The 14596-nt window shown below is 62.1% G+C and carries 14 protein-coding genes; 6 read left to right on the top strand and 8 right to left on the bottom strand.

What is annotated here, in order from left to right:
* The first annotated feature begins 2 nt into the window (after positions 1–2).
* The 4 genes from HX899_RS27140 (at position 3) to HX899_RS27125 (ending at position 5372) form a co-directional block, all read left to right on the top strand.
* Entirely contained in the window at positions 3–557 is a 555-nt protein-coding gene (locus HX899_RS27140; RefSeq protein ID WP_138328947.1) for a hypothetical protein, read from the top strand.
* A gap of 162 nt (positions 558–719) precedes the next feature.
* On the top strand, positions 720–1136 hold the full coding sequence (locus HX899_RS27135) for an MAPEG family protein (RefSeq protein WP_138328946.1): 417 nt from the start codon (positions 720–722) through the stop codon (positions 1134–1136).
* A 329-nt stretch (positions 1137–1465) separates the two neighbouring features.
* On the top strand, positions 1466–4516 hold the full coding sequence (locus HX899_RS27130; protein ID WP_246697186.1) for an autotransporter domain-containing protein: 3051 nt from the start codon (positions 1466–1468) through the stop codon (positions 4514–4516).
* A gap of 214 nt (positions 4517–4730) precedes the next feature.
* Entirely contained in the window at positions 4731–5372 is a 642-nt protein-coding gene (locus tag HX899_RS27125) for a TetR family transcriptional regulator (protein WP_138328944.1), read from the top strand.
* Between the two features lie 6 nt (positions 5373–5378).
* Here HX899_RS27125 and HX899_RS27120 read toward each other — a convergent pair whose 3' ends face one another.
* Positions 5379–6335, bottom strand: a complete 957-nt coding sequence (locus tag HX899_RS27120; RefSeq protein ID WP_038614725.1) for a LysR substrate-binding domain-containing protein — start codon at positions 6333–6335, stop codon at positions 5379–5381.
* 215 nt (positions 6336–6550) lie between these two features.
* Here HX899_RS27120 and HX899_RS27115 point away from each other — a divergent pair, with 215 nt between their 5' ends.
* Complete coding sequence (locus HX899_RS27115; RefSeq protein WP_138328942.1) at positions 6551–6850, top strand: DUF1127 domain-containing protein; 300 nt, start codon at positions 6551–6553, stop codon at positions 6848–6850.
* Between the two features lie 202 nt (positions 6851–7052).
* Here the strand turns inward: HX899_RS27115 and HX899_RS27110 are convergent, their stop codons facing one another.
* The 7 genes from HX899_RS27110 to HX899_RS27080 form a co-directional block, all read right to left on the bottom strand.
* Positions 7053–7925, bottom strand: coding sequence for a DUF937 domain-containing protein (locus HX899_RS27110; protein ID WP_181293824.1), 873 nt, complete (start codon positions 7923–7925; stop codon positions 7053–7055).
* Positions 7926–8100: 175 nt separating this feature from the next.
* On the bottom strand, positions 8101–8430 hold the full coding sequence (locus HX899_RS27105; protein WP_094086673.1) for a MurR/RpiR family transcriptional regulator: 330 nt from the start codon (positions 8428–8430) through the stop codon (positions 8101–8103).
* Positions 8431–8486: 56 nt separating this feature from the next.
* Positions 8487–9506: a Gfo/Idh/MocA family oxidoreductase gene (locus tag HX899_RS27100; RefSeq protein ID WP_094086672.1), complete on the bottom strand. Its 1020-nt coding sequence runs from the start codon at positions 9504–9506 to the stop codon at positions 8487–8489.
* Positions 9507–9535: 29 nt separating this feature from the next.
* Entirely contained in the window at positions 9536–10330 is a 795-nt protein-coding gene (locus HX899_RS27095; protein WP_181293823.1) for a TIM barrel protein, read from the bottom strand.
* 77 nt (positions 10331–10407) lie between these two features.
* Positions 10408–11196, bottom strand: a complete 789-nt coding sequence (locus tag HX899_RS27090; protein WP_029872562.1) for an ATP-binding cassette domain-containing protein — start codon at positions 11194–11196, stop codon at positions 10408–10410.
* Positions 11196–12317 (bottom strand): ABC transporter permease, encoded by a 1122-nt coding sequence (locus HX899_RS27085; RefSeq protein ID WP_097620998.1) that lies wholly within the window; start codon positions 12315–12317, stop codon positions 11196–11198. Before HX899_RS27085 ends, HX899_RS27090 begins: the two co-directional genes overlap by 1 nt.
* Positions 12318–12422: 105 nt before the next feature.
* Positions 12423–13373, bottom strand: coding sequence for a sugar ABC transporter substrate-binding protein (locus tag HX899_RS27080; protein ID WP_138328939.1), 951 nt, complete (start codon positions 13371–13373; stop codon positions 12423–12425).
* Between the two features lie 182 nt (positions 13374–13555).
* On the opposite strand from HX899_RS27080, the gene HX899_RS27075 reads away from it, so the two are divergent.
* Entirely contained in the window at positions 13556–14551 is a 996-nt protein-coding gene (locus tag HX899_RS27075) for a LacI family DNA-binding transcriptional regulator (RefSeq protein WP_181293822.1), read from the top strand.
* Positions 14552–14596 lie beyond the last annotated feature (45 nt).

The raw sequence follows: 14596 nt of genomic DNA, 5'->3' as shown, positions 1-14596 counted from the left end.
TCATGAAGGCGGGCAGCGGGATTCCTCTCTGGATCGTCGCGCTGCTCGCAGCTCTCTGTCTTGCCGTGCTCGCCTGGACGACCTTCGGTTTCGTCGTTCCGTTCAAGCACGAAACCGGGCAGGCGGTCCTCGACACCTATTTCGCCGGTTACGACGAGTCGGCGGTCTTCCACATGCAGAAGCTGCTCGATGAGAACGAGACGGCGACCGGGCTGCTGCGCGCCATGTATTTCGGGCCGGAGCTGATCTTTCCGGCATTGCTGACGGCGCTGCTGTTCCTCGCCTTCCTCAAGCTCGGTCCCGTCGGCTCGTGGTTCGGCCAATCGGTGCATCCGCTCATCGGCAAGGCGGTATACCTGCTGCCATTCATCTATGGCATCGCCGACTATGGCGAGAACATCTCGAGCCTGATGGCCTTCGGCAACGGTGCGCCCTCAACTGTTGCAACGCAGCTGCTGCCGTGGATGACACGGCTGAAATTCGCAAGCCTCGCCATCTGCTTCATCCTCATCGCCCGGTTTGCCATTGCCCGCTGGCTCTCGCCGCGCCAGGACTGAGGCGCCGTATTCCATCCAGCTCCATGTCGAAAAGCCGAGACACCTGCGCCGACGTGCCTTAGCGACGCAGGTGCCGATGGGGCGTTGCCCTATGCTGGTATCCAGCTCCCCTTTCGGCTAATGCTCGCGACGAAAGCGGAAGCGGAAAGGAAACGGCCACACATGACCGGCTATCAAATCTTCTGGCCACTCCTCGCCCATGTGGCCCTGGTCTATGGTCTTTATGCGCTTCTTGGGCTTCGGCGCGCAAAAATGCTCCGCGCCGGCAGCATCGCGAAATCGGATTATCGCGAAAACCGTGACGAGCCGGCCGAGAGCCTTGCCGTCAAGAACTGCCTCGCCAACCAGTTCGAACTGCCTGTGCTCTTCCATGTCTGCTGCATTCTTCTTTATATCGCGGACGCCGACAATATCGTCACCGTCGGGCTTGCCTGGATCTTCGTCGCCCTGCGCTACGCCCACGCCGCCATCCATGTCACCAGCAACGATCTGCGTTATCGCAGCCCGATCTTCGCTGCCGGTTACCTGGTGCTTGCCGCCATGTGGGTCTGGCTTGCCGCATGGATGGTGATGAGCTGAGGCGACAGGCGCTGCCGCCCCATCATTTGCCCGTAAGTGTTGCAGGCCGACGACGCAAAATGCCGGCATCGGCGCCTAAATGGCCGCCGGACGATGAGTCATTCCCAACGATATTGCTTTCACAGTGAAGAGGCGGTGGACCAGTCAAAACATGCGCCTAAAGCGTGCGACGTAAGGCTGTTGTTCCCGCGGCCGATGAATATTTCAGTAACATGGTTACTAATATTTAAATTGATTGGTCTATTTCTGCGCGAGCGAATGACGGTGGGGACGATTTGCGAGCGAGCATGGGCGAAAGGATGTGTGGAGCGGCAATCCATGGGATGGCCATGCTGCGACTTGCGGGTTTGGCGAGCACTGCGGCGCTGGTCCTGGCCGTGCAGCCGGGATGGGCGCAGGTCATCACCGGCAATGACACGGAGATCGTCGATGGCAACGATCCGGGCGGTGCCGGCCCGGGCACGCAACCGAGCCCATGGACAATCAATACCGACCTCCTCGTGGGCGACCAGAACGGCGACGACGCAGCCCTTATCATCCGCAATGGCGGCGCCGTCAGCAATGACATCGGCGTGCTCGGCGTCGACCCGGGCGCCAGCGGCACGGTGACGGTCACGGGGGCAGGCTCAACCTGGACCAATGCCGACGACCTTTATATCGGCAATGAAGGCACCGGCACGCTCACCATCGAAAACGGAGGTGCTGTCGACAATATCAACGGTTATATCGGCTATTTCTCCGCCGCTGCCAGCGGCACGGTGACGGTGACAGGCAGCGGCTCGACCTGGACGAATTCGCAGGATCTCACCATCGGCGATAGCGGCGCCGGTACTCTGATCATTTCCAATGGCGGAACGGTCAACAGCGCGTCCGGCTATATCAGCAATGATTCCACCGCCATCGGCGAGGTCATCGTTACCGGCCCGAACTCGGTCTGGAGCAACTCCACCGAAGTCTCGGTCGGCACGGCCGGCGCGGGATCACTGACCATTTCGAACGGCGGCTCGGTCACCGGCAGCCTGGGTTATGTCGGCTTCAGTACGAACGGCAGCGGCGTGGTCAGCGTGACGGGCACGGGATCGAGCTGGATCAGTTCCAGCGCGTTGTTTGTCGGCGAATTCGGCTCGGGCAGCGTGACGGTCGAGAACGGCGGCATGATTTCGGCTTCCGGGGTTGTCATCGCCGACGATTCGGGCGCCACGGGAACGGTAGAACTTGTCGGCAGCGCCGGAAGCGGACGCGGCGTCCTGGAGACCGGTTATATCGACAGGGGCGCCGGTGACGCCGGCCTCGTCTTCGATGGCGGTATTCTGCGTGCAACGGGCAATGAGGCGAATTTCCTGGGCGGGTTCAACGCCGGAGATGTCATGCTCGATGCGGGCGGCGCCTTTATCGACACCAACGGCTTTGCCATCGGCATTGGGACGGATCTGCAAGGTGCTGGCGGTATGACCAAGCAGGGCGCCGGCACGCTGACGCTGTCGGGCGCCAGCAGCTATGGCGGCGTGACCACGGTCGAGGCCGGCACTTTGCAGGCGGGCAGCGCCGGCGCCTTCGTGCAGAACGGCGCCTATGCGGTCAATGGCGGCATACTCGATCTCGGCGGCTTCGACCTGGCCATGGGAGAACTTTCGGGAAGCGGCGGCGAGATCGCCATCGGCGGCGCCGAACTCACGCTCGATCAGACGAGCAACACCACCTATGGCGGTATATTCTCCGGCAGCGGCGACGTCACGATGCTGGGCAGCGGCACCTTGCGTCTGACCGGCAACAGTTCGGGCTATGCCGGCACGACCACGGTTTCGGACGGACGCCTGATCGTCAATGGCAGCCTTGGCGGCATCTTGATGATGACGGGCGGCACGCTGGCCGGGTCGGGTCATATCGGTACGGTGACCGCCGGCGCGGGCGTCACCATCGCGCCGGGCAACTCCATCGGAACATTGACCATCGGCGGCAACCTCACCCTCAATCCCAGTTCCACCTATGAGGTCGAGGTCGATCCGGCTGGCACTGCCAGCGATTTAATCTCGGTCACGGGCATCGCGTTCCTCAATGGCGCCAGCGTTGCCCATGTCGGGATGAATGGCGACTACCAGCCTTTCTCGACCTATACGATCCTGACGGCCGCCGGCGGGATCAACGGAACATTCGGCGCCGTCACGTCCGATTATGCCTTCCTCTCGGCGAATCTGTCCTATGATCCGAACAACGTCTATCTGGAAATCGAACGCAACGACGTGCGTTTCAGCGACATGGCCCGGTCGCGCAACCAGATGGCAGCGGCAGAGGCTGCAGAGAATCTCGGAACTGGCAACGATATCTACGACGCCATCGTCACATTGCCCGATGACGAGCCGCTGATCCAGGCCAGTTACGACGCGCTTTCCGGTGAAATCCATGCCTCGATCAAAACGGCGCTGATCACGCAAAGCCTCTTTGTCCGCGAGGCCGCCAACGAGCGCCTGCGTTCCGCGTTCGGCGATGCCGGTGCCGGCGTGATCCCGATTCAGGCTTTCTGGCCGGGCGGCCCGGAACTCGTCGCTGCCGATCCTTCGGACGCGCCGGTTTTCTGGAGCACGGCCTTTGGCGGCGCAAGCGAGACACGCACGGACGGCAATGCCGCCACCCTCAACCACCAGACCGGCGGGTTTCTCGCCGGCGTCGACGCCATGTTCGATGACGTCAGGCTCGGCCTGATGGCCGGTTACAGCAATTCCCAATTCGATCCGCGGCATCGAAGCTCATCGGGATCGAGCGACGATTATCATCTCGGCCTTTACGCCGGTACGCAATGGGGCGGTCTCGCCTTCCGCTCCGGCGTCGCTCACACATGGCATGAGATCGAAACCAGCCGCCGCGTCGCCATCGGAAGCTTCGAGGACAGGCTGGAGGCGAGCTATAATGCCGGCACGCTGCAGGCATTTGCGGAGCTGGGCTATCAGTTTGATACGGCGGCGGCCTCTTTCGAGCCCTTCGTCAATCTCGCTCATGTGGGTATTCGAACGGCGGGTTTCACCGAAGAGGGCGGGGCGGCTGCGCTCCACAGCTCCAGCCGCATGACCAACACCACGATCACCACGCTTGGGCTGCATGCTGAAATGGAGATCCGCCTGGGTGAGACGAACGCCACCCTGCGCGGCATGTCAGGCTGGCGGCACGCCGCCGGCGACATCGTTCCGCTGTCGACGCAGGCTTTTGCCGGAGGCGACGCGTTCACCGTCGCCGGCGTGCCGGTGGCAGAGAACGCCTTGGTTCTCGACGCCGGGCTCGACTTCGACCTCACCGGAAGCGCCATCCTCGGCATCGCCTATTCCGGCCAGATTGCCGATAACGCGCAGCAGCATGGGGTTAAAGCGGCGCTGTCGGTGAAATTCTAGAAACGTCCCGATTTAAATACGAGATGCATTGCAGCGCTCCCGCGTCTTTTCAGGCGCGTAAGGACATTGCAACACTTTGAGTTGCAGCATAATGCCGTAGAGCCCCGTTTTTCATACGCTTTTGCCGGTCGTTAAAATGCGAGTGTTTCCATTTACGGCCGATGAAGACCTGCATGTCATGCCTTCCGGCGCGAACAAAAAGAATGGGAACGACATGGGCGCGGAAAGCATGGATCGGATCGGCTTGCGCAGGAAGCCGAAGCAGGAGCGCAGCATCCAGAGGCTGGACCTTATTCTCGCCGCCGCCGCCAAGATCATCGCCGAAAAGGGCGTCAGCGCCATGCGGATGACGGAACTCGCCATCGCCGCCAAGGTGCCGATCGGTTCGGTCTACCAGTATTTCCCGGAGAAGGCGGCGATCGTCAAAGCCCTGTTCGACCAGCACGCCTCGGCGATCCAGGCGAAGATGGCGGCGATGTTTGCCGACGTTCAGTCACTCGACCAGGCGCAGGACGTCGTCTGCGCCACCATCGACTGGTATTACGATTCCTACCACAACGATCCCGTCTATCTCGGTGTCTGGATGGGAACGGAGACCGATCAGGATCTGCTGCAGCTGAATATCGAGCATAGCGGTCACGTCGCCGGCATCTTCCATGACGCCGTGCGTCAGCTGGCTCCCGACCTTTGCGACGAAGAAATGTATGCGCGCACTTACCTATTCAGCCACCTGATCGGCGCCGTCATCCGGCTTGCCGCCGTCAGCGAGGAGGCCTTGGCGCGGCGTATGCTCGATGAGTGGAAGCGCGTCATCCGCGCCTCCCTTTTCGCCACGACCCTGCCGCGCGCCGCCTGAGAGCGGCTACCAGCTTGGGACCATATTGGCCGCCTTCAGCCGCGGATAAAGGCGCGCCTGGGCAGATTTGACGTCTGCCTCGAGGCTGTCGTCGACGACAGTGGGCGTGATGTTGTCGAGGCAGGCGGTGATATGCGCGGTGATCGCGTTCATCAGCGAGAGCGAAACGCCCGGTCGCTTCATGATGCCGATCTGCACCGGCGGCAGCGCCGGGAAGCCGTCCGCCTGGCTCAACACCTTCATGCCCGTCCGCAGCGCCGATTCCGGCATCACCGAAACCGCCATGCCGGCAAGCACGGCGGCGGCAACGACGGTGCAGGACCAGCTGGTGAACAGGATCTGGTGCTCGCGTCCCACGGCATCGAGCGCCGAGCAGGCGAGCTGGCGCCACTGGCAGTCGCGCCGTCCCACGGCAAGCGGCACCGGCGCGTCGTCGCGGATCGGATGGTTGGCCGAACCCACCCAGCAGAGCGGCTCGGTTCTCACGACATCGGACATGCGCTCGCGCGGATTGTGGGTGACGAGCGCGATGTCGAGCTCGCCCTTATGCATGCGTTCGGCAAGATCCACCGAGGGCTCGCAGACGATATAGAGCTCGACATTCGGATGCGTCTTGGCGAAGCGGCCGATGATCTCAGGCATGTAGCGGTCGGCATAGTCATCAGGCGTGCCGATCCGCAGCATCCCTTCCAGCCTGTTGTCGTCGAAGGCCGCGATCGCCTCATTGTTGAGGCGGATGATGCGCCGGGCATAGTTGAGCAGCTTTTCGCCCTCGACGGTCAGCCGGTTGCCGCGCCCGTCCTTGATGAACAGCTGCTTGCCGATGCGTTCCTCGAGACGGCGCATCTGCATGGAGACGGCCGATTGGGTCTTGTAGACCCGGTCGGCGGCCTTGGTGAAGCTGCCGGAATCGACGATGGCAATGAAAGTCTGCAATTGGTCGAGATCAAGAGGCGCGGACATGTTGTCACCCATAAAGATAGCTGATGATAATCATTAGAAACATTCGTTGGACTGATCAATAGGTCTTTGGCATCTTCGGGATGCAAATCAAGCAAAGTGAAGGACAGACGCCCTGCCTGTCCGAGCCCAATACAGCCTTGCTCCTTCTCGCACGACCTCGCGGGAGGGGTGGGTTGTTGCGCGCCTAAAAGAAAATCGAAAGAAAGGAGAGTCCCATGCGGATGACAGACAGAACAATAGAACTCGACTGCGGCAAGCTCACCCCGACGTTTCCCCAGCGTCTGGCAGCAGGCCTCGCACCGTTGACCTCCCTCTTTCGCGGGTTCCGCAATCGCATGGAGATCAACACGCTGCACGATCTGAGCGACGCTCAGCTGAGGGATATCGGCCTTAGCAGGGCCGACCTGACCTCCGCGTTCCTGGCGTCGACCTTTTTCGAGGACCCGTCGGAACATCTGACGCGCTCGGCACGCAATCGTTGGCGCCTGTCGCTCTTCCGCTCCTACGAACAGTAGGAGCGTCGAGTTTCCCCGCAGGGTGATAGCCAATAGCCCTGCCGCTTGACCCGGTGATCGGCTTTCCCAAGCCATCTCCGGGTTTTTTTATGCGCTAAAGCATGTCGCGCAAAAGTTCGCCGCGGTTTTGCGCGTCATGCGAGAAACCAAGGACCTAAAGCGTGGCAAGCGAACCGGAAAGATCGCGACGCGCGTTAGAGCGCTATTCGCTCTTGTCCGAGGAGGGCTTCGGCCGATAGGTCTCGAAGATCGCTTCCAGGTTCCTCTGGTAGTTCTTCTGCACTTCCAGTCCGCTGTCGAACATGGCGTTCAGCATCTCGGTGTAGCTGTCGGCATTGACCTTCGCCTCTTCCTTCGGCGCCTCCGGCGTCTTGGTCTTGGTCTTAGTCTGGGCCGCCGGCTGCTGGCCGAGCCCGCCCATCATCTCCTGGAAGGCCTTGGCGAAGGGATTGTCGAGGAAGGGGTTCGGTTGAGATGCCGCTTCCGGCTTCGGCACCGAAAACATCAGCTGCATCGCCTGCGTGAAGGGATTGTCGAAGATGCTGGGTTCCGGAGCTGTCTTCGGCTTCGGCGCGAAGCCGGTGCTTTCCAGCCACTTCTGGATGGTCTCGTTCATCGCGGTGTTGACGAAGGGGTTGACCGGCGAGGCCATCTGGCCGGTCGTCTGCTTGAAGAGACCGCCCATCAGTGTATCGGCCAGCACCGGCAGCATCCGCTTGTAAATGTCCTGGCCGATCCCGGTCATCTGCGCCGCCTGAGCGGCGACCGCGCGCGAAACCTCCTTCGAGCCGAAGAGCTGGGCGAGGATGTTGTTGCCGTCGGAAATGCCCTCCGGGGTGAAGGCCCGGCTCATATCCTCGAAATATCGCCCATAGCTGCCGGAGGAGACCGCCTGCATCAGTCCGACGAAATCGTAAGGGTTGCTGGTGCTGCGTTTCAGCCCGGCGGAAAAGGCCGGCATCAGCGCCGCCATCGCCTTCGTCGCCTGTTCCTGCGCAAGGTTGAACTGCCGGGCGATCGCCTCCATCGCCGCGCCGTTCTGCGCCTGCATCATCATGTCGAAGAGTGGCAGCATGGAGGTCCCTTTCCCCGAGTCGTGACGCGTGTCACGTCACTATATCCGGAAATGGTAATGTGCAAACGGCTTTTTGCCATAAGAACTTAGGGAGGAATTTTTTTGCTGGAGCATGCGGTCGAGCCTCAGCGGCAGATCAGTGGAACACCGCCTCCGGCCCTCTCGCTTTAGGACATCATCGGTTCGGGATGGGAGGCGCGTGTCGGGCAGTGTTTATGCTCTGCTCGGCAAGGCGGGATGTTTTCAGATGCTGCCGGAAAAATGTCTTGAAGTCGCGAAAGCTCGCAAATCCGAGAGCGGTGGCAACGCGAACGACGGTGGAGGGGGAGACGGAGCACTTGAGCGCGACAGAAGCGACGGTCCCGAACGCGATCAGTTCCGGATTTGTGAGCGCCATGCGGGCAGCGCGTTCCTGCTGTTCGGGCAGCGTCAAGCCTGTCTTGACGATCATGGCCTTGAGTTCGGTCAGATCGGTCGGCCGCTTGAGATTTTCCTCAGAATTCATGACCGTGGTTCCTTCGAGATGCAGTGCGCCGGCTCCGGACGCACCGCGGTTGGCCTTCAGTCCAGCGGGATTGCCTGCTTTTTCGAAACCGATGCGATGCAGGCAAGCGCGATTGCGAGTGCATTGCGAGCATCCGTACCCGTCGGCCCTTTGGGTAGTTCACGGTTACGAACGGCGCGAACGAAAGAGGCGAGCTGGGCCGTATAGCCGTGAACGAAGTGCTCGGTGTCGCGGCGCCATGTGTCGTTCGAGACGCCATTGCCGTCGAAGAGCGTCATGCTAGAGCGGCGCACGTCGCCCATCGTGACCATCCCGCCGGAGCCGAAGACTTCGCCGCGAATGTCGTAGCCGTAGAGGGCGGAGAAGTTTGCCTCGGCGACCGCGATCGAGCCATTGTCGAACCGGATGGTCACTACAGCCGTATCGAGGAAGCCTTTCTCCCGGGCATCCGGCCGGATGAGGGCGTCGGCCATTGCATGGACCTCGACGGGCTTTGCTCCGGGATTGAGCCAAAGCAGCGTGTCAAAGTCGTGAATGAGGGTTTCGTAGAAAATCGTCCAGAGCGGAATGCGATCGGGATCGGCGCCGAACGGGCCGGGATCGCGCGTCAGCGAGCGGATCAGCTGCGGCGCGCCGATCTTTCCCTCGTCGATCGCGGCACGGCCTTCGGCAAAGGCCTGATCCCAACGCCGGTTGAAACCGACCTGAAGGGGAACGTTGGCCGCGCGTGCCGCTGCAATAGCGCGATCGGCATCCTCCAGTGTCAGCGCCATCGGCTTTTCGCAGAAGATCGCCTTGCCGGCTTCGGCGGCCTGGACGAGGATATTGGTGTGGAAGCGGGCAGGTGTGGCGATGATCACGGCATCGAGCCCGGGATGGGAAAGAAGCTCCGCGACGCCGGTATAAGCGGTCTCGACGTCGAGCGTCTCGCCGAGCCTGGCGGCAGCGCCCGGTGCGGGATCGGCGATGGCGACGAGATTGGCGTTGACGAGGCGGCGGGACACGGTCTCCCCATGAAAGGAACCGATGCGGCCGGCGCCGATGAGGCCGAGATTGACGGGTTTGTTGGCTGGCATGGCAGCAATCCTGTGCGTATCGAGATGGATCAGAGGGTGAAGGCGGTGCGGAAGGCTTCAAGCGCGGCTTCGGGATCGCCCGCCGACCAGGCTTCCATGCCGACCGGGCCGGAATAGCCCATGGCGTTCAGCGCGCGGGCGATGCCGCGCCAGTTGATTTCGCCGGTCCCCGGCTCGCAGCGGCCCGGCACGTCGGCCACCTGGATTTCGCCGATCCAGGGCAGGCATTTGCGGCAAAGCTCGATCAGGTTCCCTTCGCCGATCTGGGCATGGTAGAGGTCGAGATTGAGGCGAAGCCGGGGGTGATCGACGCTCGAGACCAGCGCCAGCGTGTCTTCCGCGCGTCCGAAGGGCACGCCCGGATGATCGACCGGTAGATTGAGGTTTTCGAGCGTGAAGGTGACGTTTTCCTCTTCGGCCATGTCGACGATCCGGAGGAGCGTGTCGCGCGCTTTCAGCCACATCGCGCCGGTGACCACTTCGACCGGCTGGACGGGTAGGCCCCCATCTCCGAGGCCGGTGCCGTGCAGGTTCAGCCGCTGCACACCGAGCCGCTTGCCGATCTCAGCGGTTTGGCGCGCCGTCCTTAAAAGTTCGGCGGCGCCCTCGTCGTCGGTCAGGCGGCCGGTGAGATAGCCGTTCATGATCGTGAAGGTCGCGCCTGTTGCCTCCAGTTTGGCGAGGTCGTGCTCCGGCCAATTCCAGAGACCGACGCCGAAGCCCATTTCCTTCAGGCGCGCGGCGCGCCATTCGATCGGCTTGTCGCGCCAGAGCATTTCGGCGCAGGCGGCAAGCAGGAAGGGGGAAGTCTTGGCAGCACTCATGGCAGGGTTTCCATATCAAGGGTCTGAGGTGGTGAGAGCGGCGCGAGCGCCGCATCGTAGTTCGGGGTGAAGGTCGGTCAGATCGTTCCGCCGAGTTCTTCCGACAGGGTCTGCAGCTCCTTGCCGCCGGCCATCAGGTTTTGAAGGTCCTCGATGCCGATCTCGCTCTTCGAATAGGTGCCGAGCGTGCGGCCGCGGTTGAGCGCGGTGAAGCGGTTGCCGACAGCATAGGCGTGGCGAACATTGTGGGTGATGAAGATCACGCCGAGGCCCTTGCCGCGGACCTGGTTGATGTATTTCAGTACCATCGATGTTTGCGCCACGCCGAGTGCCGATGTCGGTTCGTCGAGGATCAACACCTTGGCGCCGAAATAGACCGCGCGCGCGATCGCAACGCATTGGCGCTCTCCGCCGGAAAGCGTGCCGACGGCCTGCTCGGGATCGCGCACATCGATGCCGATCCTGTGCATCTCGTCGCGCGTCACGTTGTTTGCGTGTTCCATGTCCATGCGCTTGAAGGGGCCGAAGCCTTTGAGCGGTTCGCGTCCCATGAAAAAGTTCCGGGTCACCGACATCAGCGGGATCATCGCGAGATCCTGATACACGGTGGCGATACCGGCATCGAGCGCGTCGCGCGGACCGGCAAAGGCGCGCGGCTGCCCTTCGACCAGGAATTCTCCCGATGTCGGCTTGAAGACGCCGGCGAGCGTATTGATCAGCGTCGACTTGCCGGCGCCGTTATCGCCGAGAAGGCAGAGCACTTCGTTGGCATTGACGGTGAGCGACACGCCGTTCAGCGCAATGATGGAGCCGAAGTGTTTGACGAGGTTCTTCACCTCGACGAGGGGCGTCTGAGACATGCTCATCAGCGTTCTCCCGTGACGCGTTTGCGAATGACATTGTTGAAGATCACCGCGATCAGCAGCATGCCGCCGAGGAAGACGAGGTACCAATCCTGGTCGATCGAGGTGTAGGTCAGGCCGATCAGCACCATGCCGAAGACGATCGAACCGAAGAATGCGCCGATGGCCGAGCCATAGCCGCCTGTCAGCAGGCATCCGCCGATGACGGCGGCGATGATGGCCTCGAACTCCTTCTGGAAGCCACGGCGCGCATCCGTCGAGCCTGCGTCGAGCACGGTCAGGATGGCGACCAGCGTGGCGCAAAGGGCGGTGATCACGAAAAGCGTGGTCTTGACGCGGGCAACCGGAACGCCCGATTTTCTGGCGGCGCGCGGATCGCCGCCGGCTGCGAAGATCCAGTTTCCGAAGCGGGTTCTGAGCAGGACCCAGGTGGCAAGAACGGCGATGCCGAAGAACCACAGGATCTCGACCGGAATTCCCGGCACTTTCGGCGTGCCGTTCGGGAAGGTCTCGATGATCCCGTGCCCGGCGAGCCATGAGAACAGGCCGATAAAGGCGTCGCCCGAGAAGAATGGCGCGAGCGGACTGCCGGCTGCGGCTTCCTTCATGCCGCGCAGCTGGGTGGCGCCGCCGCTTGCCCATTTCAGGCCGACGAGCGTCAGGCCGCGCAGGATGAACAGGAAGGCGAGCGTGACGATGAAGGAGGGAAGGCCGGTCCGCATGGTGATCTGGGCGTTGGTCACGCCGATCACGGCGGCGAAGGCCAGCGCAACGAGGATCGCCACGCTGAGCGGCAGGTGCAGAACGACGAGGGCGGTGCCGAAGACCAATCCGGCAAAGGCCACCATCGAGCCGATCGACAGATCGAATTCGCCGCCGATCATCAACAATGCCGCGCCGATCGCCAGAATGCCGAGCTGCGCGGCCGGCGCCATGAAATTGATCACGCCGGCCAGCGTGAACATGGCGGGATTGGCGGTGAAGAAAAAGAAGATGGTGACGAGCACCAGACCGGCGACGGCGCCGAGTTCCGGCCGCCGCAGCAGCGCGGTCAAACCCGAAACCTTTTTCAGCCGCTCATCGGATCGGGTGGCAGCCCCATTCTGTTCATTGGCGAGCGTCATGGTTCATTCCTCAAGGATTGGTCGTTGCCGTGCGTGCGCCTTCACGCGTGGAGGCGCGGCGTTGGAGGCAGCCTCCGCCCAGGCGGAAGCTGCCGCGGCTCCGCCTCAGCGGATGCCCTGGGAGGATTTCTCGATGACCGATGCGGCCGCATCCTTCTCGACGAAGCTCGGGCCGGAGGCGACGTTGCCTGCCGGGATCGTGCCATATCGAGCGTTGAGCGCCAGGAAGGTCACGGGGAGATAGCCCTGGAGGTATGGCTGCTGGTCCACCGCGAACAACGCCTTGCCGTCGGCGACAGCCTGCAGGAAGCCGGCGGACAGATCGTAGGATGCGACCTTGACCTTGTCGCCAGCGCCCATCTTCTCGACGACGGCGACCGCACGCTCGCCGACGAGCGGAGCCGACAGGCCGAGAACGACATCGATGGACGGATCGGAGGTCAGAGCCGCCTGGATCTTCGCTTCAATTTCGGCCGGATCGGCCGTGGTCGGCAAAACGGTGACCGTGCCGCCTTCAAAGCCCTTCTCGGTGCCGGCGCAACGCTGATCGAGCGCCGCGTTGCCAACTTCCTGGTTGACGCAGAGGACGTGCTTCAGGCCGAGAGATTTGAGCTTGGCGCCGACCTTGACGCCTGCCGGCAGTTCGTCCTGGCCGACATGCAGCTTGATGCCGAGTTTTTCGGCAGCGGAAATGCCGGAGTTCATCGAGATGACCGGGATGCCGGCGGCAACGGCCTTTTCGATCGCCGAACCGAGCGCATCGGGATCGGGGTTCGAGATGACGATGCCGGCAGGGCTCTGGTTGACGGCGGCTTCTATCAGCTGCGCCATCGCCACCATGTCGAAGGTTTCGGGAGCGCGATAGTCGACCTTGACGTTGCTGTCCTTGGCCGCCTGCATCATGCCGTTCTTGACGATCGACCAGAACGGATCGGACGCCTGGCCGTGGGTGACGGCGATGATCGTCGGCTCCTGGGCCTTGGCTCCGACAGCCGCCGTGGTCGCAACGCCAAGGGCGAGGGCGCCGAATGCGAGTTTCTTCAAAATAGATGTCATGTCTTCCTCCTCTAGGCCATCCACTCCTCAGGATGGCAAAAACGAATGCTACCGGGTGCAAACGTGCTTGCTACCGGGTGCAAACGGGTGCATCTTATTCACGGATGCGCTAAAATCAAGCATTCATTTCATCTGAATCATAAAATGGAATGTTTGTTTCATTTTTTTGCGGGGAGGCATCATTGCGAAAAAGAGCGACGGCCAAAGAGGTCGCGGATGCGGCAGGCGTCTCGAAGTGGACGGTCATCCGGGCATTTACGCCGGGCGCCTCGATCACCGAGGAAAGCAAGCGTAGGGTTCTCGAGGCGGCGGCCGTGCTCAACTACACGCCCAACCTGCTCGCCCGTAGTCTCGCGACCAATCTGACGCATCAGGTCGCGGTCTTCGTCGACGACTTCGCCAATCCCCAGAAGCTGCCGTTCCTGGAAACCCTGACCGAACGTTTGCAGGCGGAAGGCCTGGTCGCGGTGCTGATCAATATCAACAATCACTTCGATCACGTCCATGCGCTGCTGAACGCCGATCAGCGTCAGGTCGACGCCGTCATCCTCTTCGGCACCGCCTTTCGCAACGAAACGCTGAGCGACCGGCAATTGGGCAGGGGCATGCCGCCGATGTTCGTCCTGGCTCGTGACAGCCAGATCGACGGCGTGCCGGCCGTCGTCTGCGACGCCGAACTGGCGCTGCGCGACATTGTCGACCACCTCTATGAAAGGGGATACCGGCGTCCCGGTTTCATGACCGGTGCGCCGGCGCTATCGACGGCGCTGCGGCGCCGGCAGCATTTCATCAATTTCTGGAAGGGGAAGGGGGTGGACGAGATCGCCATTCTGTCCGCCGACAGATACAGCGCCGAAGCTGGGGCAGGATCCGTCCGTCACTATCTGAACGACATCGACCCGGCCGCAAGGGTCGACGTCCTCATGTGCGAAAATGATATCCTCGCCCTCGGAGCGATGGACGAGATCCGCGGCAATTTCGGACTGCGGATACCTGATGACATCGCCGTCGTCGGCTTCGACAATTACGAACTCGGCGGCGCCTCCTGCTACGGCCTGACGACCTATGAGCAGCCGAGGATCGAGATGGTGCAGGCGGTCATCGGCATGATCAAGGGCCGGCTGGAGCCGGAAACCGTAACCCTTCCCGGCAAGCTGGTCGTGCGAACATCCACATAGGCCATTTCCACATGGGGCGCTCCTTTTCGCGGCCACCTAGCGGCA

The organism is Rhizobium sp. WYCCWR 11146 (assembly GCF_013591995.1).
In the GTDB taxonomy this organism is placed as follows: Bacteria; Pseudomonadota; Alphaproteobacteria; order Rhizobiales; family Rhizobiaceae; genus Rhizobium; species Rhizobium indicum.
This window is presented reverse-complemented; position numbering and strand designations above follow the sequence as displayed.